Raw genomic sequence first — 20,661 nt, forward strand, 5'->3', positions numbered from 1 at the left:
TTGTTCCTTGTCCTGATCGCTAATCTTTACTTAACGTTACTTTTTATCTTTTATTTTATATTAATACATAAAAGTATATATACTTATATGAGCGGAGCGACAAACTAGTAAATTCAAGTAAAAAACATAAAATTATGTGTAATTTGTTATTTATTAATTTAAGTATATAAAATTCTATAATCACCGAACTTGAGGCTGATTTAAAAAGATTATTGTCTTTCTCCGGAGAACTATTATTTGTCTTGATAAGTATAATATAAGACTTTATAAATTTTTGCGAGAGTGATGATGCCGTCTATCCCAAACAAAGAAAAGAGTAAACGACTTCCAAATCAAAACTTTATATTCTTGTAAGTTTTTCTTTAAAAAAAGATAAGTTTGCAAAAATGTGAACGACTTTATGTACGATATTACGGGCATAATTGGCAAGCACATTATCTGATGAACCATGCCAAGAATTAGCATTATTACGGGAAATAATTGAGGAGTGGCTTTTTCATGAGCATTACTCAACCTTTGACAAGGCGTAAGCGGATGTCTTACACAGTTGCATTTGTCGCTAGTGTCATTATTGCTCTACTTATTAGCTGTTTTGCAACCCCTAGTCCTGGCCAAACCTCTACACGTGACAAATTTCTTTGGCCATTTGCATCCTCATCACCTTGGAATATGGCAATTGGGTCGAGTGCTTATTATATCCCCGCAAACATTGGAAAAGCGGGCTATGCTGCAGCAGATAAAGAATATTTCTTCCAACTCAACAATAGTGACCCGTGGCGTCCAGTTTATAGTCCTGGTGCTTGGGGTGAAGGACGCTGTACAGGCACCACATCTATGGGCACCTGGCTGCCAATTCCAAATGACCTGATCATTCCAGATGCCACGAGCAACCCATATAGCACCCCCAACAATGCATCAGCCTTTCTGATGCCAGATGGGAAAACCTTAATACAGCTTGAACCTCTTGCTCGCTGTAAAACAGGAGGCGACATCTACGGTTGGCGTTATCCAAATGTTGATATTTACGGGGATGGAATCGGCGGAGCACATTTTGGTTCTGGTCTTTCGTCGATTGGTGGGTCTATTCGCAAAGGTGAACTAACCAGCGATCAACCAATTCGTCACGCTTTAAAAGTTGTCATTTGGGGGGAAAAATACCTCTACTACTCTACGTCTAATCCTGGGTATCGCTGGCCTGCAGATAGAGCAGATGCCAATGCAGCCAACCAATACCACGGTAAAAACCCCTCTTTGGTACAGGGGACACTACTAGCAATTCCTCCCAACGTAACAGAAGCAAATCTCGACTTGCAAACACCTGCTGTTAAAAAGTTATTTCATGCCTTGCAAGATTATGGTGCCTACGTGGTTGACGACGCAGGCTGGGATGCTCACTACTTTGCAGTAGAGGACGGAGTTACAGAAGAGTTTCGCAACACCTTTGGTTACGATTTTGAGGGATCTAATGGTTCATTTTATGAAGACTTTATGAAGCTATTCCAAGCGCTTTACATTGTTGATAACAATAGCTCAAATAGCGTCGGTGGTGGTGGAACTCCCCGTGTAGCTCTTGCTCCACCGATTGGGAACTGATACGGAAATAAATCCAACACTTAAAAACTCGGTTTCATAATGAAGCCGAGTTTTATCGCTTCTCATAGCACATAACATAATATACCATTTACTGACATTCGTTACATTAATCTCTAATTTGCGACAGCCTCGTTATAAATTATTAATATCCACAAACAACTGACTTACTCAGGCTTGGTTTCAAAAGCAAAAGTTTAAAAAGGTTAAAAGATGTTGAGTTCTTCAGAAACACCTATTGTCGCCACTATTGTGCTAGTCGCTTTCGGAATTTTAGGTTGGGGCTTTTATCGCGCCAGATCTTATGGCAAGCTGGGAATCCTAGCCTGGTTACAGTCGGTGGTATTGATGACTCCTTGGTTGCTGTTTTTTGGTTTGTTTGCAGCTGGGATTTACATCAATATAGTAGGCGTATTGTTCTTGTTGGTCGTATCCACCGGAGTGTACATCTTTTTAGGAAGACAGTTACGAGCAGGGGGACAGGATGCAATACTTAGGCAACGGGCAACTCAAAGGCTAGAAGCTGATGCCCTTGAGCAAGCTAGCCCCACAAATAATTCCAATCTTCCGGAAGGAAATGCACAGTTAAAACCTGAAGTCTTAGCGATTCCTGAAGAAGACTTGAACATGATTAAAGGTATTTTCGGCCTTGATACCTTTTTTAGCACAGAAACTATTGCTTACCAGGAAGGAGCTATTTTTAAAGGAAATCTGCGAGGAGATCCAGAAGAGGTTCATAACCGTCTGTCTGCGAGTTTACAAGAACGTTTAGGTGATAAATATAGCCTATTTTTAGTGGAAAATACAGATGGTAAACCTGTCCTCATTGTGCTTCCCAGTCGCAATGACCCCCGTCCGATGACATTACCGCAGAAAGTTTTTGCTGTTGTCTTGCTCGTGGGAACAATTGCTACAAGCTTGGAAACTGCGGGGTTACTCCTGAATTTTGATTTCTTTGCCAACCCAGAACGCTTCCGAGAAGTTCTACCCATCGGTGCTGGTATCTTAACAGTTTTGATAGCTCACGAAATCGGTCATTGGTTACTCGCCCGTCGTCATCAGATCCGCCTCAGCTTGCCTTACTTTCTTCCCGCTATACAAATTGGTTCTTTCGGTGCTATTACCCGTTTTGAATCTTTACTACCCAATCGCAAGGTACTATTTGATATTGCCTCAGCAGGACCAGCGGCTGGAGGAATTGTATCTTTATTAATGTTGGTGGGTGGATTGCTGCTTTCTCACAAAGGTAGTCTATTTCAATTGCCAAATGAGTTTTTCTCTGGTTCAATTCTAGTCGGAACTTTGGCGCGAGTTATTCTTGGTTCTGCATTACAGTCACCTTTGGTGGATATACATCCACTTGTCGTCATTGGTTGGTTAGGGTTGGTCATTACTGCTTTAAATTTAATGCCAGCAGGTCAATTAGATGGTGGTCGTATTGTCCAAGCAATTTACGGACGAAAAATTGCAGGACGGGCAACAATAGCAACTTTAATTGTGTTGGCGTTAGTGTCTCTCGTGAATCCTTTAGCTATGTATTGGGCAATTGTGATTGTGTTTTTACAACGAGATTTAGAACGTCCCAGCTTGAATGAAATTAGCGAACCCGATGATGCACGCGCTGCTTTGGGTCTTTTGGCTTTGTTCTTGATGGTTGCGACTCTGCTTCCTCTAACTCCTGGTTTAGCTGGGCGTTTGGGAATTGGCGGATGATGCTAGTGGTGGACTACACAGTCCACCCTCCGACTTTTCTACTTGTTACCGTTTCCAACCAGCCAGCAGGTTTGGATAAGCAACTGATGTTGGGAAAATTTTCTGGAAACCAGCTTGACGTTGTTGTGGTGTTTCACCACTGACATTCCATAGGGTTTCGTAGAAAAAGAAGGAGACTCCAGCAAAGTTGCGTTCTCGAACTTTTTGTATTTGTGTTTGGATTTGTTGCATAGATATGGGTTTGGCTTTTAACCCAGTCATAATACCTATGCTCACTGGTATATGACTTTGTGCTGCTTTCACTTCTGGATACTCCAGTTCTTTGACAAAGACATTTAGATCATCACGGTATAGTTGTATAACCAGTTCTTCAATCAGTCCGTTCCGTTCCCAGCTTTGCCAGTCTGCTAAAAAGGTTTTGTAGGAAAAGTCCTGAGGATTAGGCGCTACAGAGACTAGACAATTTTTCTTAGTCGCTTTAATTGCCTGGAATACCCGTTTCATGTAGTCAGTTATTTTATTAGCTCTCCACTTTACCCATTCTGCGTCTTGAGGATTTGTTGAAGGAGCTTGACCACGATGTTCTTTTTTGTACAATGCAACTGTGTACGCGTCGTATCCCAATTCACTAGGCAAGCCGAAATGGTCATCAAACTGAATACCGTCGATATTGTAGTTTTTAACGATTTCGACAACTAAATCTTGTATAAATTGTTGAACTTCAGGGTGAAAGGGATTTAGCCAAACCCGGTCGTGGGTACCTTCTTTCCAAATTTTACTACTGTCACTGCGGCTGGTGAGCCATTGGGGACGATTTTTGGCAAGTTGTGAGTCAGCAGGTGCCATAAAGCCAAACTCGAACCAGGGAATGACTGTTAAGCCTTTTTGATGCCCAACTGTGACAATTTCCTTGAGTATATCTCGCCCTTGCAGTCCGGGGGCTGGGTCAAGCGATCGCCCAATAACTTTTTGTGCCACTTTGCTGGGGTACAATGTCCAACCCCAGTTCCAAACAGTAGGATATACAGTGTTAAAGTTTAGGTTTTTTAGGCTTTGCAAAGAGTTTTGGAGGCGATCGCGCCCAAAAAGCACATCACTATCTATATTCGTTAACCACACCCCCCGTAACTCAGATGTCTGCGGACGGTAGGAAGTATTTTGAGCATATGAAGGAAATGAGAGCAGCATTGCCGCTACCATACTTAAAGCTACCAAAAGTGCGAAAAATGACTGTTTATTAATTGCCAGAGGTTCCTGCGATAGAAGCCTGTTGCACCACTTCACCAATTTTTTCATCATCTACTTGTTAGAAAAGTTGAATTTTGTATGAGAAAACTATCAACAATGACTTAGAGCAATGGGCAGAAGTTGCTATAGTTGCTTATACATAGCATGCCCGCTTAGCGATACTAGTTACATATATTGTTTATCTTTTTTCAAGATTCCCAATTTCTGCCAACTGGTCGATTCTATGTGCTAACGTATACTCACAATCGAAGAGCATAACCGAATAAGCAGGAACTATTGCGCGTGAGCTTGTGTTAATTCTCACCATTTAGATGAGTGGTAGTGTGGGAAGGATATCAATCAGTAATCTTTCTGAGTTTTTCTTATCTAAATCACCACTACAGGTGACTCAGTAGGATGAAGTCTTTTCACCCAATCAAAATCTAGTATAAAAACAAAGGAACAATAGACAATCATAACAGCGTCTATTTTCACATCTCCTCAAAACAGAGGCGCTTTAATTATCGCAAATCCTTCTTATTATGAGGGATAATAAACTTATTTGTTCTGCGCAGAGTTTCTAGTTATTAGTTTTAGTTTCTTAACGCATACTAATATCTATTGACTAAGATACAAACGTTAAATTTACTATTCTTACTATAATTTTCTTTGCCATATTACTATGAAAAACATTCTAAAAAACTATACTACTACGAAACAAGCACAAATTGTCACAGCGTTAGTTTTATCGGGAATTTTGTCTATTGGTAGTAGTTTATCAGCAATAAAAAGTGCTGAAGCTGCCCCTACAAACTATTTTCCTTCCACAGCCAACCAAGTTTTAAAAGAAAACATTAAAACAAACAGCTTACCGCGTCCAGTTGCTTCTGCGATACTACGAGATTTATCTAACCGAGAACCAACTCATGTGAGAAAAATAGAAATCATTGACTACACTCAACGGACTTGGCGTGACGGATGCATGGGTTTACCTCAGCCGGATGAACTTTGCACTCAAGCATTAGTTCCTGGTTGGCGAGTTGTCCTCTCGAATGGTAGTCAAACATGGATTTATCATACCGATACCAATGGGCGTTTTATTCGCTTAGCAAATCCATATATTCTGGCAGACAATGTACCACAAAACTTTCCAAGTTATATAGAGGATGCTGTTTTGCAAGCCGCATCCCAACGCTTAGGTTTACCAACCTCTCGGGTAACTATCATTCAAGCTGAACAGCGGACTTGGAACAATGGCTGTTTGAACTTACCAAACTCGGGTGAAGCTTGTACCGAGGCTTTAGAAAAGGGTTGGCGAGTCGTTGTCAAATCACCTGAGCAAACTTTGGTCTATCACACCAATACAACAGGTTCCAAAATCAGGTTTAATAAAAAGGAAAGCGAATTTAGTGAAGGCAAGTTACCCGCAACAGTTAGAGATGCTGTGTTGCGTCGAGCAAGTGAAGAGTCAGGTTTACCTGAAAAGTCGCTGAGTGTTGCTGCATCTCAACCGACTCGATGGAATGAGTGCGATCTTCAGAGTAATGCCAATCCTTGCGATTCCGCCGTTTCTGGTTGGCAAGTCACAGTAGCTGCTGGGCTAAATCGCTGGGTATTTCTCACTGATGAGCGTGGTTCTCGAATTCAGCTTTCAAGACAGTATAGTCAAACACCCAATGTCAACTTACCCAGAGATATTGCCGAGAGAGTTTTGGTACGAGCATCTAAGCGTTTAAAAGCACCTATTTCGCAATTAGGGATAATTGAGGTACAACCAAAACAATGGCCCGATAGTTGTTTGGGTCTAGCAGATGCGTTAACTTCATGCGCTGCTGTCATTGTACCAGGTTGGGAGGTCATTGTGAGCGATGGACAACAACGCTTGGTTTATCGTGTTGGCGAATCAGGTGCTGTTTTTCTGGATGAAAAGGCTAGTCCCATTGCTGATGATAATAACTCGCTCAAGCCAATTTCTATCCCCATAAGTGAGTTACCACAACCTTTAGATAGCGGCGTCATTTTTCGACAAATCTCCAGTGGTGGCTTTACTGGGAGAACATACGAAACTGTTTTGCTTAACGACGGACGTCTGATTCGTGTTCGGATTGGTGATATTAATGATTCTGAACGTAGCGTTCGCCGCATTCCTCTAAAACAAGTGGAAAAATTTCAGCAATTGCTTGAACGCCAGGGCGATGAATTCAAGAATCTAAGTTATCCAGCACCCAACGGCGCTGCTGATTACATCACATACACTCTGACCAACCGCTATGGTACGGTTAAATACAACGATATTTCTCAAAAAAGCTTACCTGAAGATTTACGGCTCATAGTCAAGGCTTGGAACCGGATAAGCAGTCGCGATCAGTAGGGGACAGAGAATAGGGAATGAAAGCACCGGAAAAATTTGTTACCTGTAAAGTGTAGGTTGGGTTTCATTCCATTCAACCCAACCTACTAGCTTCACTTAATTTTGAATTTTGAATTTTGAATTTTGAATTGGTATGATTTGGCGTTGTATTGAGAAGAAATGCGTGATGTCTCCTCTTTCGTTATGAATGGGAGCGCAAAACAATTCCATGTTATATTCAGTATCATCCTTGCGGTAGTTTATTAACTCACCGTGAAAGAATTGTCCCTGCGACAGGTTTCGACGTAATCTATATAAGACTGAGCGTTCTGTTTTAGGTCCTTGCAGCATACGCGGTGTTTTGCCAATCATCTCTTGGGAGGTGTAGCCTGTGATTTTCGTACAAGCTGGGTTGACAAAGACAATTTTAGGACCTGGTTCATCAAGGTTTGCTTCAGTGACAATGATTGATTCGGTAGCATATTGCACAGTATTACTAAGTAGCCAAGGTGCCGGATCTACTTGCTTACGCTCAGTTATAGGGCGTATTAGCCACCCCAAGGTATTGAGTTTGCCTCCCCAAGAGTCGGCAATGGACACTGTTAAGGTTGCGTCTATGGAATCACCGTTACGTAGACAAAGACGCACTTCCCACTCCTGGGTTTGGTGGTGCAGGTGCAGCTTGAGAAGTTTGCTAAGAAAGGCTCGCCGCTCTTGCCAGCAGATAAATATGACCAGTGGTTTTCCCACTAGGAAATACTGCTGAACACCCAGCAGCATGGCAGCAGCCTTGTTAGCGTCTTGGATGATTCCTTTACCATCAGTCACCAAGTATGCGTTTGGGATGAACTCGAACAAATTCCGGTAGCGCTGGCGTTCCATTTGCACTACCTGGTGGGCGCAAGCAAGCTCCCAGTTGATCTGGTGTAACTCCTCGAAAGCGACTTCAAGCTTGGATAAGGTAGCGTAAAGTTCCTCATAGCCTAAAACTAGTAACTCTTTTTCCTGGAAAAATGATTCATTTGCTCTGTGGCAAAGTTCAGCTGCACGCTGACGCGCTGCAATCATCTGTCGGTAAAAATCGTTCAAGTTCACGAATCGCCTCCCTCCTGCTGCAACATTAACTTCTTTAAATTTCAGACAACTTTTATTACCGATTCTTGACGCTTTGCTCAATCGGTTGCTTCCGTCACTAGGTTTAAAAGGCTTGAAGCAATCTCGTTCACTGGGAGGACAAAATCTACAGTCCCGGTAGCAATGGCAGCGTCGGGCATATCGAAAAACTCGCTAGTACTATCATCAGAGGTAATAACCTTACCGCCCATCTGATGAATCGCCTGCACCCCCAAAGCGCCATCGTTGCCTGTACCACTGAGGACTACGGCTATTGCCCGGTGTTTGAAACTAGCTGCAACTGACTCCAACAGCAAGTCGGCAGAAGGGCGGACAAAATCCACGAGTACCGCTTGCGAAAGGCAAACAGTACCGTTCGGGGTGACGAAGAGGTGTTCGTTTGGGGGAGCAAAGTAAATCGTTCCCGCTCGTAATCGCTCTCCTTCTTGGGCAAGCTTGAGTGGTAAAGTTATGGAGTCGGTTAGGGCGATCGCCATCAAGCTGGGGTCGGATTGGGTGTCTAAGTGCTGCACTACAATGATGGCTGCCGGAAAGTTCACTGGTAAGGCAACTAGGATCTGGCTTAAGGCGCTTATCCCACCGTCACCTGCCGCCAGCACCACCACTTTGTCGGCAGTTAGCTCTTGTTCCGTTCCCTTATTAGGTACTTGGTTAATTGCGGTTCCAGTAGCCCCAACAGGCAATTGACCCATGAACAGTGCTTGTCGGATGAAGTCAGAGCGTTGTTGCGCCTCCTGTGCCTGTGCTTCAAAAAGGTTTGCTGACTTGGTGCGGTTCTTAGAGCGCGCATCAGTAGCCATATTAGACATCAGCTCCGCTCGCTCTTCTAAAGAACGAATTGCCGCCCACAACGCCTCCTCTTGGACCTGAGCTTGAGCCGCCTGCAAACTAGCTGCTGAGAAGGCGTGACCTACGCGGCAGCGGAACTGGAGCAAATTTCTTTCCTGCAATTGGAACAGAACACCGCCGCAGTCTGGACAGCCCAAGCCCGCGCTTATCCCAGGCAGTCCCTTGTTCCGTAAACCTGCCCCATCCACTTCCACAATGTCGGGTTCCATTTCCAGTTCGTCCTCGTTAGACATATTCAAAGCTCCTTGGTCGGGTATTGGTTCACAAGCTAGGTGTACTAAAAGGGGAGCTATTGACACCACTGGCAGGATATAATCAACGTCTACGTGTTCGATGGCGTTGTTGGGCATCCCGGAAAACAGGGCATCATCCGGGTTCTGAACGACAGCCACACCACCAAGCTTTTTTATGTCTATAAGCCCCGCAGTACCGTCGTCGAGCGTGCCCGATAGCACCACACCGACCACTCGGCTTTTGTACGCCTTTGCTGCCGTGCGAAACAGGGGATCTACCGCCGGACGAGAGCGGTTCTCCTTGGGACCTTGCACTACGCGTATGTAGCCGCGTTTGACCAGCAGGTGATAGTCAGGCGGTGCCACGTAGATATGCCCGTGCTCTATAGCCTCAGCGTCTTTTGCATGAGTCGCCCTCAAGGAACCACAACGGCTGAGGATATCCGGCAGAAAGCTTTTACTTTGGGCGAAAATGTGAACGACGATGAAGATTGCAGCCCTTAGATCTTTTGGCAAAGGGGCGACCAGTTCCTTCAGCGCTTCCACGCCGCCTGCTGAGGCTCCAATAACAATAATGTCGTGACCGGGCAATTTGTCTCTCCTTAATATATTGACTCAAAAATGATGAGGAATGATTGACATCTCCCCTTTCTCGCGGCTCGGGGATTCTAAATTGATGCGAAGCGGCAGGGTTAACCCGTACCGCTAGCCCCTTTTAGGGGCGCTGCGCAAACGCTTTTTTTAGCTGTCACCCAGACTTTAATCCGGGTGGGACGTGTCAAAGCGCCCCTACTCACTCGGCTAGTATCTATATCCAGCGTTGTGTCTACTTTGCGTATAATATTGGCGGCTCCGTTGCAATCTGCGTTGATTGTTCCATACCACAGAGATTTGTACAGACCGCGTTTTGTGCGTCGCCCGGATGGCTTCCAGCTTGTGGGTTTTTCACCAAAGGTTGGCAGAAAGTCATGGTTAAGAAAAGACGCCTTTGAGGTATACGATTCCTCGGTTTCAACAAAATTTATGCCGTGTCTAAGGCATAATTGCCTAATACGTTCCTTTAGTCTGTAGGTCGGGATTTGGACAAATGCTTGATTGTTTCTCCTCCCCATATTGGCTTCTTGTCGCTGCCCTTCATTCCAACCAAACACAACATTACCTACCTTCATCCTCAAGCAGTAATCAACGACAATGCGCGCTGCTTTATTGATTGCGTCACGCATTTGTCTATTGCGCTTTTCGGTAATAGCAGCTAACTTCTTTGACCAGAAGCCTTGGGGCTTTCCTTCTTTGAGAGTGCTGATTTGTTTGTTGTACCAGCGATTAAGAGACTTGACGTGACGACCATCAATGATGAAGCCTTCACCCGAGGATGAGCTATCAACACATGTCAGCCAATTATTAATTCCGGGGTCGATTCCCAAAGCCCATTTCTCATTTAAGCGTGGTCGTTTAGCCCGTGACTGCTCATACACGAATTCGGCGTAGAATTCACGGTTACGTGGCAGAATTCGTAGCTCTTTGATTGATGCAAAATCGAGGTTTGACGGAGCGGGGATAGTGAAAGAATCTATGCCAAACCACGTATTAACGGTTTGTCCTAAAGGAATCCGTATCTGATTATCGATTAGCTTTAAAGCTTGTTTGGGGTAAGTGCATGAAGCCAATCCATTTTTGCGGTAGTTAGGAAGTCTCGGCTTTTGATTGAGATCCCCTTTGCGCGCTTTCTTGTCTAACTCGTAGAAAGATTTAAAACTTTCGGCAACTGTTCTTAAAACTTGTTGAGCACATTGGGAATGAAGAGACTGGTAATTGCGATTGGTTTTGTACTCTTTTTCTAGATCGTATTTACCTAGGTATCTGCGCTCTTTGAACCAAACTTGACGACCATAATATATTCCGCAGTTCGTCAACTTTGCTGCTTGAGTACAAAGATACTCAAGGACGGGGTGAACGAGTAACGAACGATTTAACAATACTTGTTGACAGCCATAATCTTTTTGCAATACAATCACCTTTTTCGTATGCAATTAGTATACAATGCTTCTGTTAGTAATTCCGGAAAGATTGACGGCAGGCTAAACCCTGCTAGCCCCGAAGGGGGCGCTACGCAAACGTGGCTTTCATCCCTTGCCTAAAGTACAAAGATGCCTTTCTAAGTCAGGCATCTTTTCAAGGGCTTTCATCTCACCCCTTGTAAAGGTGGACAAGAATTAGGTTACAGTTCTCAACCCCGATCAGATTTGTCTGGCTGCTTTCACCAAAATAACTGCGACTGTTTCACCTAACTTCTAGCTAAAGAATGGACTGAGTGTAAAGTTTCAAAGTGTATCTCAATACAAAAAGCTCCTATGTCGGCTTTGCGCTTACAAGGATGGCTGGCTGAAAACTCTTGAGGAACAGCAACGTAGTTGCGTATTCCGTACTATGGTTATGGCACGCTGCGCGAACAGGCAAGGGATGAAAGCCAGGAAAGTGCCTTTAGGCTACCGTCTTCAGAAGCAGAATTAAGTTATGATAAACAACAGTAACCGTATCAAGTTACTGTATTCTTTGCCGTTGTCAATTTCAACTAAGGCGATAGAAAAAACTTTAGTTTCTATCAGCTTCCGTGAAATTGCTGATAATTTGAGGAATTAGGCAGATGGCATTATCTACAACTTTGAATTCCACATTAGGTCACATCCATATTATAATTCCTCAGCACTACCATCGTCAACCGATTGTCTCGCGATTGATTTCTCGTTACGATTTAATCATCAATATTGCATCGGCTCTTTTAGAATCTCATGCAAAAGATGACGGTTTATTTAACCTTGAAATTCAAGGGGTTTCTCAGCAGATAGAAGCAAGTCTTAGCTATCTTCAAGAACTAAATGTAGAGATTGTGGAGTTAGACTTCAAAAGCATTGTCCAAGAAAATCAAGATAAATTCCAGATTTTATGTACAAGTCACAATTTCAGTGACATCATTGACGGCAATGAAAAAAAAGCTGACTCCCATGTAGTAAAAGGACAAACTAGTCGTGCTAAATTTCAAGTTTGTATTCCTAAAAATTATCAGTCTTATCCAGTGATTGCAGGGCTTGTTTATTGTTATGGATTAACTGTTAATATTTCCGGAGCAGTATTAGATACCAACCCGGAAAATGACGGTTGGTTTGATTTAGAGGTTTGGGGTAGACGTCAGCAGATTGTGTTGGGCTTAAGATATTTAAAAGAATTGGGCTTACAAATTTGGTTGTAATTATTGACACTATTTAAACTGCGTATCAGAATTTTTCACAACCTATTGGAGAGATAATAACGATGACTCATGCTTGCTGTGGTCCCGGCTACGCTTCTCCTGAAGCAGCAACAAAAGCAGAACGTGAAAAGGTACTATATACGATTGCAATCTACACAGGTTCAAGTATTGTTGAACCAGATTATCTTGCAACCGTAGACGTTGATCCCAACTCTCCCACATACGCCCAAGTGATTCACCGCCTGCCAATGCCTTATGTTGGCGATGAACTCCACCATTTCGGCTGGAATGCTTGTAGTTCTTGTCACGGCGATGCTAGTAAATCTCGGCGTTTTATGGTGATTCCTGGTCAACGTTCCAGCAGAATTCACATTGTAGATACAGCGGATATCAAAGCACCGAAACTTCACAAAGTTATTGAACCGGAGGAAATCAAAGAAAAAACCAATTTGACAGCCCCTCATACCGTACATTGCCTAGCTGATAGTCATGTCATGATTTCCATGTTGGGTGACAGCGAAGGGAATGGTCCAGGTGGCTTTTTGTTGCTGGATGAAAATTTTGACATTGCTGGACGTTGGGAACGCAAAGCCGACGGTATGCGTTTCAACTACGACTTTTGGTATCAGCCGCGTCACAATATCATGGTGAGTAGTGAGTGGGGTGCACCCAAAACTTTCTATCCTGGCTTTGACCTTAATGATGTGGCTGCTGGGAATTATGGTCACCAACTGCATTTTTGGGATTGGTCAAAACACGAAATTATCCAAAGTTTTGACTTAGGTGAAGAAGGACTCATCCCCTTAGAAGTGCGCTTTCACCATAACCCTGATAGCACTCACGGGTATGTTGGTGCTGCACTCAGTAGTAACGTTTGGCATTGGCATAAGTCGAACGGTCATTGGCAAGTTGAGAAAGTGATTGATGTACCATCCGTGGAAGTGGAAGGCTGGCCCATTCCTGTACCATCATTGATTACCGATATCCTGATTTCGATTGATGATCGCTACATCTATTTCTCCAACTGGCTGCATGGTGATATCCGCCAATACGATATCAGTGACCCCTCCCATCCTAAACTGACAGGTCAAGTTTGGCTTGGTGGTTTGTTGGGCAAAAGTAGCGAAATTCAAAGTCATAAACTGACTGGTGGACCGCAGATGCTACAACTGAGTCTTGATGGCAAACGGCTTTATGTCACTAATTCTCTGTTTAGCACTTGGGACAATCAGTTTTACCCTGACTTAGCCAAAGCTGGCTCATATCTATTACAAATTGATTGCGACACAGAAAACGGGGGACTGAAAATCAACGAGAATTTCTACGTTGACTTTGGTAAGGAACCAGCTGGTCCATCTCGCGCTCATGAGATGCGCTATCCTGGTGGTGATTCTACATCTGATATTTGGGTATAAAAGAGCATATGGCAGGCAAGATGCCTGCCACACGAAATATGTATTAAAATATACAAATTTGTACTTGTGAATCACGATGCTTCTAGCAAACTACCTCGGTCTTCCTAGCGTAGTCATATATAACACAACTTCATCCGCAGGAATACCAAGTAATTCATTGACTTTATCATCAAAGAAACCGCCAATACCACTGACGCCTAAACCGAGGCGAATAGCAGCTAGATTCAGCTTTTGTCCTAAATGACCAGCATCCATGTGCAGATAACGGTAAACGCGATCGCCATACTGACCCACTGCTGATTTTAAATCGGCTGTATGAAAAACGATTGCTGCGGCATCTCGTCCTAACTCTTGTCCTAAACAGAGGAAATGTAACTCTTTTCTGAAGTTTTTAAAACGAATTTGTCGTAATTCTTGTGCTTTGGGCGCATAATAATAACAGCCTGCCTCAAGACCTTCTACCCCAGAAACAGCAATAAATGTTTCTATTAAATTCAGGTCAAAGTAATCAGTCGAATGATCCAAACCTTGGTCAACATAATGTTGAGGTTGGTAAGAAAAATCGAGTAAAGCTTTTAGTTCATCAAATGTTAAATCATCACCACTGTAAGCACGGGTAGAACGCCGTTTGAGAATGGTCACTTCCAGTCCTTCTAGTTTTTCTCCCCAGTGGATAGATTGGCTGACAGTAGATATTTTTTCACAGAAAGGGAAGTTATATTTATCCTCTAAAGATTTTTCTTGTTTCACTTCACCTGAAGTGAGTTTATCCGTTGTCCCTGGTAGAATTTGCGTGCAGTCATGAAAATATTTCAGGAGTTTACCATCGGGAATATGAGGATAGTTTGTTTCCGTCGCAGAGGGTAAGGCTGTTTGTCCTGTGGGTATGTTTTGCTTGATATCCAGTAAGTCTGCTAGGGGGAGAACGGCGATCGCACCTTCGTGTAAAGAATCGATATACAGCAATTCATTCACCGCCTCATCTACAAAGCCACCAATCAGGTGAGGGCGATACTGACTCATAGCGCCAGCTAACTCGACATTACCTAATAGGTGTCCTGTATCCAAACAAATTCTTCGGTAAGCTCTATCTTCATATCGCCAAGCTGAACGATAGAAAACTGCTGTAATAATAATTGCTAACTGGGTCTTTTGCAAAGTCGGATGCCATAAACAGGCTTCTTGCAGCTTTTGCCAAACATCACTTTCCCAATAAGCAATCAGAGAATGAGTTCGACACTGGTAATTGTACACTCCCGGCGGCAACAACACAGTGCCACGAGAAACAACATACATCTCCGCAGGATACAAGCCACCCGCACTGGGTGCAGCCCTCAAATATACCGTATTTCCCATAGAAGGCATTTTTGCTGTGAGTCCGTAGCTGCAAAACAGTAGCCGCGATAGTCTTTGCCACCACTGCTTATCTGGTTCATCAACAAAAGCTTCTGCTTTCTCTTGGATATAGGGCTTGAGGTCAAAAGTAGAGCCAATTTTGTACTCTTTGAACGGCACTGGTTGCTTAGACCAGTTTAACCCCTTATTCTTTGAGGCGATAGTCTGCGGGTCGTACTTAGTTCGTTCGTGGTAGTGCTGAGCGATTGATTGACGTAGTTCTGGCATAAGAGCTTAAATATGCTTCTGCTACATATCTTTGCATTCTATCGGATCATCATTTAGTCTTAATTAGTACAAATAATGAGCAAACAGAAGGTTATCAGAGAATAAACGAGTAAGGAGACAAGCTGAAGAGGTTGTTTAATTTTTGATCAAAAATGTAAGATTCCAAATTTTAATTTTCAAAAATGTTAATTTTTTATTTACAAAACTTCTGGAAGTTATGGAGAAGTCAAAAAGAAGAATTCCTGAGTCAGAACGCCAGTCGCCTGCCCTGTAGCCAGTGCTGAACGCGAGTGCTCCTTTTTGCAAACTCTGACACCCTAATCAAATCTATCAGAATGACCCGATTCTGGTATTACTTGACTCAAGCCACTCATAATCTACCCATAGATGGATGAACATATTGCAAGTATGGCTGAACAAAAAACTAATTTCTTGCATTGTTACAGTTTGTGTAACCATAATTTTCTTTTACCTCTTGTGCCAGAGGTAAAAATATAGAGTTTTTTTTAGCGTCTTAGTGCGAAGTTATCATCCAATTCATAACGCTGAAACTAAAGCGAGAAACATGGAAACAAAACAGCTAGGCAAAACAGGTGTCTCCGTAAGTGCGATTGGTTTAGGGGCTATGCCAATGTCAATAAGCAATCGTCCCCCAGAGTCACAGTCAATTGATGTCATTCATCGTGCCCTGGATTTGGGTATCACGTTCATTGACACAGCCGACTCTTACTGCAAAGATGAAAGCGACAAGCACCACAATGAGCGATTGATTCACCAAGCTTTAGAATCCTACAAGGGCGATGTGAGTCATGTTGTTGTAGCAACCAAAGGCGGTTTAATGCGTCCTAATGGAAATTGGACACGCAATGGTAATCCCCAGCATTTACGCGAAACCATCCGCATCAGCTTTGAGGCTTTGGGCGGTAAAAAACCGATTGATTTGTGGCAATATCACGCACCAGACCCAGATTATACCATAGAGGAGTCCCTCGCACCAGCCAAAGAAGCTGTGGATGCGGGAATGATTCGGTTTGTGGGAGTTTCCAACTTTTCTGTAGAACAAATAAAACGGGCACGGGATGTGGTTGATATTGTCTCGGTGCAAAATCAATACAACCCTTGGCAACGTCAGCCAGAATTTGATGGCGTATTGGAGTATTGTCAGCATGAGAGTTTGACATTTCTACCTTGGAGTCCTTATGGCGGTAGTCGTCGCCATGATGGTTTGGAAGATATTGGGGCGATCGCCAAACTTGCCAAAGAAAAAGGCGTATCAGTCTATAATATTGTCCTGGCTTGGTTGCGTGCTAAATCGCCTGCGATATTGCCTATTCCTGGCGCAAGCAAAACTTCCAGCATTGAAGACACAGTACATGCTGTTGATGTGAAATTATCAGATGACGAAGTGCAAAGAATAGATCGCGAAATCTAAAAACATTACCTTGCTTTGCTTAGTCATAGTAACCCAATACAAAATATTTTCAGGACAAAATCTGGGTATTTTACCTGAATCTAAAATACAAAATTGTATCATATCAGCTATATAAAATAAGCTGATATTTTTTTGTTCAAGTTCACAAATATTATTATCTTTTCTGACTGCCAAAATCTTATATAATCTGCTTGACAACGTTTTACCTCAAGAAAAAATCTTTAATAAAAGCTATTGTATTACTCAATTGTTCTTAACTCTGTGTGCTGTATTATACGTAAAAAAATACTTTGATAAACCGCATGAGTTCGCTATACATGCTTGCATCAAGAGTGAAGAATATTTTACTGATAAAAAATTTAACTTAAATCTAATTAAAAAACTATGTTCCCTTTTAAAGCAATGAGTAAAGCAACGAGAGGCAACATTAATTTCCTTAATTTCCTTAAATACTTTTACAAAATTTTCACTCGTCCGACATCAAAAATGTGGGTTTGGGTAATTGCTTTTTTTAGTATCACTGCTTTTGACGGCTGGTTAATCAAACTATCTTCTTTTGTTTCTGTGCCTACAGTCATTTATTTTGCTATTTTTCCCTTAGCTTCTATTATTTCTAGGCGTCTTTCCAAGACTACTTGGAGATTGGTACTTTTTGTAGTTTTTTCACGTTCTATTTTAGCTATTAGTTTATGTATTTTACATTTGCCAAAGCTTTCACCGTTCACAATAATTATGTATTGTATAAACATTTTATTATTCGCTTTTCTATTGCTTGATGTAATAAGTTCTCGTGGAATTGTAGCTCCAGCTTTAACAGTTATTTTGGTAATCTTGCTGTGGATGATAATCGGTTGGCAAGTGGTTATCCGTTTAGTTTTGTATTGCAATTTAGTAGTGATTTTCAACAAAGCCGCCACAAGGTTAAACAAATATTTAAATAGTTTCAATGCTGCTATGGCTGTTTTGACTGGAACCGCAGCCTTTGGATTAGCACTAGGATGGATGCTGGCTAGCTTATGAATTAGGAGTTTTGGTCAAGTTTTGCGGTAAGATTATAAACTTGCAATAAATCAGGACGCTTGCTGACTGGAGAAGTTATTATGGCCCGGATGTACTACGACGAAGACGGTAATTTAGACCTTTTGGCACAAAAAACCATCGCCATCATTGGCTATGGTTCTCAAGGTCACGCCCACGCCCTTAATCTTAAAGATAGTGGTCTGAATGTGATTGTCGGACTATATCCGGGTAGTAAGTCAGCGGCGAAAGCTGAAGCTGCTGGCTTAACCGTGAAAAATGTTGCTGATGCTGTTAAAGCCGCTGACTTTATTATGATTTTGTTACCAGATGAGGTGCAAAAAACGATTTATAAAAACGAAATTGAACCGAATTTGGAAGAAGGAAATGTTTTGTTATTTGCCCACGGCTTCAATATTCACTTTGGTCAAGTCGTCCCACCTGCTAACGTGGATGTGGTGATGGTTGCACCCAAAGGACCAGGACACTTAGTACGCCGGACTTATGAACAAGGGGAAGGTGTACCTTGTTTGTTTGCGGTGTTTCAGGATGCGAGTGGTCAGGCACGCGATCGCGCAATGGCATATGCTAAAGGTATCGGTGGTACCCGCGCTGGTATTCTCGAAACAACTTTCCGCGAGGAAACCGAAACCGATTTGTTTGGTGAACAAGCAGTTCTGTGCGGTGGTTTGAGTGCTTTAATTAAGGCTGGTTTTGAAACTTTGGTGGAAGCTGGTTATCAACCGGAGTTAGCTTATTTTGAATGTCTCCATGAAGTCAAATTGATTGTTGACTTAGTTGTGGAAGGCGGTTTAGCAAAAATGCGCGACAGCATTTCTAATACTGCGGAATATGGCGATTATACTCGTGGACCTCGGATTGTGAATGAACAAACCAAGGCAGAAATGCGCAAAATTCTCCAAGAAATTCAATCTGGTCAATTTGCACGGGAATTTGTTTTAGAAAACCAGTCTGGTAAACCTGGATTTACTGCGATGCGTCGTCAAGAGGCTGAACATCGTGTTGAGGAGGTGGGTAAAGATTTACGCGCTATGTTCAGTTGGCTGAAGAAGTAATTAACCGCAGATGCACTAGCTTTGGACGTAGATTATTATCTTTTTTAGACTTATTCCCAGGTTGAACCTGGGAATGTCTTTTTAAACTGAAATTCCTTCACAAGATGGTAAATGCTGCAAAATGTATTTGTCGAATCTATTCGTGGCAAAATAATAAATGATTTTCTAGTATGCTCTGCGGGAAAATTGATAGTACAAGAAAATAGCGATCATCGCACCCAACACTGCCACGAACAAACCAGGAAGAGTCAAAGTTGCAGAAGTTATTGTCAAAGTCCCAGTTTGGATTACGTTAACTAATGTTCCACCAATGAAAGCACCAACAATTCCCAGGACTATAGTCGCTAAGATTCCACCACCTTGATAACCAGGATAGATTGCTTTAGCAATAGCACCAGCTAGAATACCTAAAACGACCCAAGCAATAAGACTCATTGTTTTGTTTCCTTTTGTGTTTCTTACTAACACTTACTATTTAAACTGATGCAATGTTTCTATTCATCATTCATCAGAAACAGTTTGAACTTATCTTCAGTAAGAAAACAAGAGTGATGCAAGTCACACTTTACTAAGACTTAGTTAATTCTCATCCGTCCAAAGTTATAATCCTGTTGGGTTAGGGAGCATCCGAAATGTGTAAAATGCCCCTCACACTGGAAGTGACTGGCTCACAAACGAAGTCCGGCTATTTCCTAAGCCCTATGGAAGGCCTGCGCCGTTGCAAGAGCGTCTTTTGGAGGAAATACAAGCACGCACTCGCGTTCGCGGACTAATTTTGAGCCACTGTGCAAATACCGCCAATCTGAGGAACGTCTCATCAAGCCATGAGCATCTAAACGAAGATGGAACAGACGGAAGCATTGCTTGAGGGTGGGAAAATTCTAGAATGAATCAATGAATTGAAGAACAAAGCGATGCAGAGTATCAAGTTACGTTCTCGTGTTGGGCAAGATGGTATCTTGCATCTAGAAATTCCAGTAGGTATTGCAGACAGAGAAATAGAAGTTATGGTGATTTATCAACCACTAGAACCATCAACACAGCAGAAAACACCAGAAGAATTGGGCTGGACTCCCGGTTTTTTTGAGCAGACAGCTGGTTGTCTGCAAGATGATCCGTTGGTGCGATACCCCCAGGGTGAATATGAACAACGGGAGCCGCTAGAGTGATTTATTTGTTAGATACCAATGCTTGCATTGTTTATCTAAATCGCCCTGTGTCTGGTGTGCGGCGACGATTACAATCACTATCGCCACAAGATATTGCTGTGTGTTCAGTTGTGAAAGCTGAACTATTTTATGGTGCGATGAAAAGCAAGAATCCTACGCGCACTCTGGCATTACAAGAAGCTTTTCTAAATAATTTTGTATCCTTGCCTTTTGATGATACCGCCGCCAGAATCTACAGTAGAATTCGTGCTGATTTGGCGGCTTTAGGCACTCCTATTGGTCCTTATGATTTGCAGATTGCAGCTATTGCTTTGGCAAATAATTTAACATTAGTAACCCACAATACTGGCGAATTTAGTCGGGTGGAGGGGCTACAGATTTCGGATTGGGAGGAAGAGGGCTAGGAACTGCGCTGGACTCACCTCGGCGACTACCCACGGCGCTGCCTCGCCTTTGTCTGAGGTTATATCATGTCCGGATAAACACTTCTAAAATACGAAGAAACTCACCCCTCACGCCAGGTGCACCCTCGGAGGAACCCCAACGCCAGGTCCGTCTGTCGGGAAACCCTCCTGTAGGACTGGCT

16 protein-coding genes are annotated in these 20,661 nt (G+C 42.8%); 10 read left to right on the top strand and 6 right to left on the bottom strand.

Translation table 11 applies throughout. The features are described 5' to 3' along the window. The first annotated feature begins 498 nt into the window (after window positions 1–498). Together DP116_RS01385 and DP116_RS01390 are read left to right on the top strand one after the other, a co-directional pair. Window positions 499–1,593 (top strand): hypothetical protein, encoded by a 1,095-nt coding sequence (locus tag DP116_RS01385; RefSeq protein WP_169153461.1) that lies wholly within the window; start codon window positions 499–501, stop codon window positions 1,591–1,593. Between the two features lie 210 nt (window positions 1,594–1,803). After that, window positions 1,804–3,303 carry a site-2 protease family protein gene (locus DP116_RS01390; protein WP_169153463.1) on the top strand — a complete coding sequence of 500 codons (1,500 nt, stop codon included), beginning with the start codon at window positions 1,804–1,806 and terminating at the stop codon, window positions 3,301–3,303. A 45-nt stretch (window positions 3,304–3,348) separates the two neighbouring features. On the opposite strand, the gene DP116_RS01395 is transcribed toward DP116_RS01390, so the two are convergent. Continuing rightward, window positions 3,349–4,599: a glycoside hydrolase family 10-like protein gene (locus DP116_RS01395; RefSeq protein WP_169153482.1), complete on the bottom strand. Its 1,251-nt coding sequence runs from the start codon at window positions 4,597–4,599 to the stop codon at window positions 3,349–3,351. 613 nt (window positions 4,600–5,212) lie between these two features. Between DP116_RS01395 and DP116_RS01400 the strand changes: the two genes are divergently transcribed. After that, entirely contained in the window at window positions 5,213–6,901 is a 1,689-nt protein-coding gene (locus DP116_RS01400; protein WP_169153464.1) for a DUF8738 domain-containing protein, read from the top strand. Between the two features lie 96 nt (window positions 6,902–6,997). Here the strand turns inward: DP116_RS01400 and DP116_RS01405 are convergent, their stop codons facing one another. From DP116_RS01405 to DP116_RS01415, 3 genes are all read right to left on the bottom strand, one after another. Then, on the bottom strand, window positions 6,998–7,975 hold the full coding sequence (locus DP116_RS01405) for a PAS domain S-box protein (RefSeq protein WP_169153465.1): 978 nt from the start codon (window positions 7,973–7,975) through the stop codon (window positions 6,998–7,000). Window positions 7,976–8,052: 77 nt separating this feature from the next. Continuing rightward, the gene (locus DP116_RS28905) at window positions 8,053–9,687 is read right to left on the bottom strand and encodes a chemotaxis protein CheB (protein WP_169153466.1); all 1,635 of its coding nucleotides are present in this window, start codon (window positions 9,685–9,687) and stop codon (window positions 8,053–8,055) included. 101 nt (window positions 9,688–9,788) lie between these two features. After that, window positions 9,789–11,111, bottom strand: a complete 1,323-nt coding sequence (locus DP116_RS01415; protein ID WP_339381538.1) for an RNA-guided endonuclease InsQ/TnpB family protein — start codon at window positions 11,109–11,111, stop codon at window positions 9,789–9,791. 629 nt (window positions 11,112–11,740) lie between these two features. Here DP116_RS01415 and DP116_RS01420 point away from each other — a divergent pair. Both DP116_RS01420 and DP116_RS01425 read left to right on the top strand, forming a co-directional pair. Continuing rightward, window positions 11,741–12,343 carry an NIL domain-containing protein gene (locus tag DP116_RS01420; protein ID WP_169153467.1) on the top strand — a complete coding sequence of 201 codons (603 nt, stop codon included), beginning with the start codon at window positions 11,741–11,743 and terminating at the stop codon, window positions 12,341–12,343. A gap of 62 nt (window positions 12,344–12,405) precedes the next feature. Next, complete coding sequence (locus DP116_RS01425) at window positions 12,406–13,758, top strand: selenium-binding family protein (RefSeq protein ID WP_169153468.1); 1,353 nt, start codon at window positions 12,406–12,408, stop codon at window positions 13,756–13,758. Window positions 13,759–13,848: 90 nt separating this feature from the next. Here the strand turns inward: DP116_RS01425 and DP116_RS01430 are convergent, their stop codons facing one another. Beyond that, window positions 13,849–15,381, bottom strand: a complete 1,533-nt coding sequence (locus tag DP116_RS01430) for a SagB/ThcOx family dehydrogenase (protein WP_169153469.1) — start codon at window positions 15,379–15,381, stop codon at window positions 13,849–13,851. Window positions 15,382–15,946: 565 nt separating this feature from the next. On the opposite strand from DP116_RS01430, the gene DP116_RS01435 reads away from it, so the two are divergent. The 3 genes from DP116_RS01435 to ilvC all read left to right on the top strand — a co-directional run bounded on the left by DP116_RS01435 (window position 15,947) and on the right by ilvC (window position 18,906). Then, a complete protein-coding gene (locus DP116_RS01435) occupies window positions 15,947–16,813 on the top strand; it encodes an aldo/keto reductase (protein ID WP_169153470.1) in 867 nt (288 codons plus the stop codon). A gap of 402 nt (window positions 16,814–17,215) precedes the next feature. After that, window positions 17,216–17,833: a hypothetical protein gene (locus DP116_RS01440; RefSeq protein WP_211173012.1), complete on the top strand. Its 618-nt coding sequence runs from the start codon at window positions 17,216–17,218 to the stop codon at window positions 17,831–17,833. A gap of 80 nt (window positions 17,834–17,913) precedes the next feature. Next, window positions 17,914–18,906: a ketol-acid reductoisomerase gene (gene ilvC, locus DP116_RS01445; protein WP_169153472.1), complete on the top strand. Its 993-nt coding sequence runs from the start codon at window positions 17,914–17,916 to the stop codon at window positions 18,904–18,906. Between the two features lie 165 nt (window positions 18,907–19,071). On the opposite strand, the gene DP116_RS01450 is transcribed toward ilvC, so the two are convergent. Continuing rightward, on the bottom strand, window positions 19,072–19,341 hold the full coding sequence (locus DP116_RS01450; protein ID WP_169153473.1) for a GlsB/YeaQ/YmgE family stress response membrane protein: 270 nt from the start codon (window positions 19,339–19,341) through the stop codon (window positions 19,072–19,074). Window positions 19,342–19,820: 479 nt separating this feature from the next. On the opposite strand from DP116_RS01450, the gene DP116_RS01455 reads away from it, so the two are divergent. Together DP116_RS01455 and vapC are read left to right on the top strand one after the other, a co-directional pair. Then, complete coding sequence (locus DP116_RS01455) at window positions 19,821–20,075, top strand: hypothetical protein (RefSeq protein WP_169153474.1); 255 nt, start codon at window positions 19,821–19,823, stop codon at window positions 20,073–20,075. Next, window positions 20,072–20,479 carry a type II toxin-antitoxin system tRNA(fMet)-specific endonuclease VapC gene (vapC, locus tag DP116_RS01460; protein ID WP_169153475.1) on the top strand — a complete coding sequence of 136 codons (408 nt, stop codon included), beginning with the start codon at window positions 20,072–20,074 and terminating at the stop codon, window positions 20,477–20,479. The genes DP116_RS01455 and vapC overlap by 4 nt, the downstream gene beginning before the upstream one ends. The last annotated feature ends 182 nt before the right edge of the window (window positions 20,480–20,661 follow it).

Origin of the sequence: Brasilonema bromeliae SPC951, assembly GCF_012912135.1 — a bacterium.
Taxonomy (GTDB): Bacteria; Cyanobacteriota; Cyanobacteriia; order Cyanobacteriales; family Nostocaceae; genus Brasilonema; species Brasilonema bromeliae.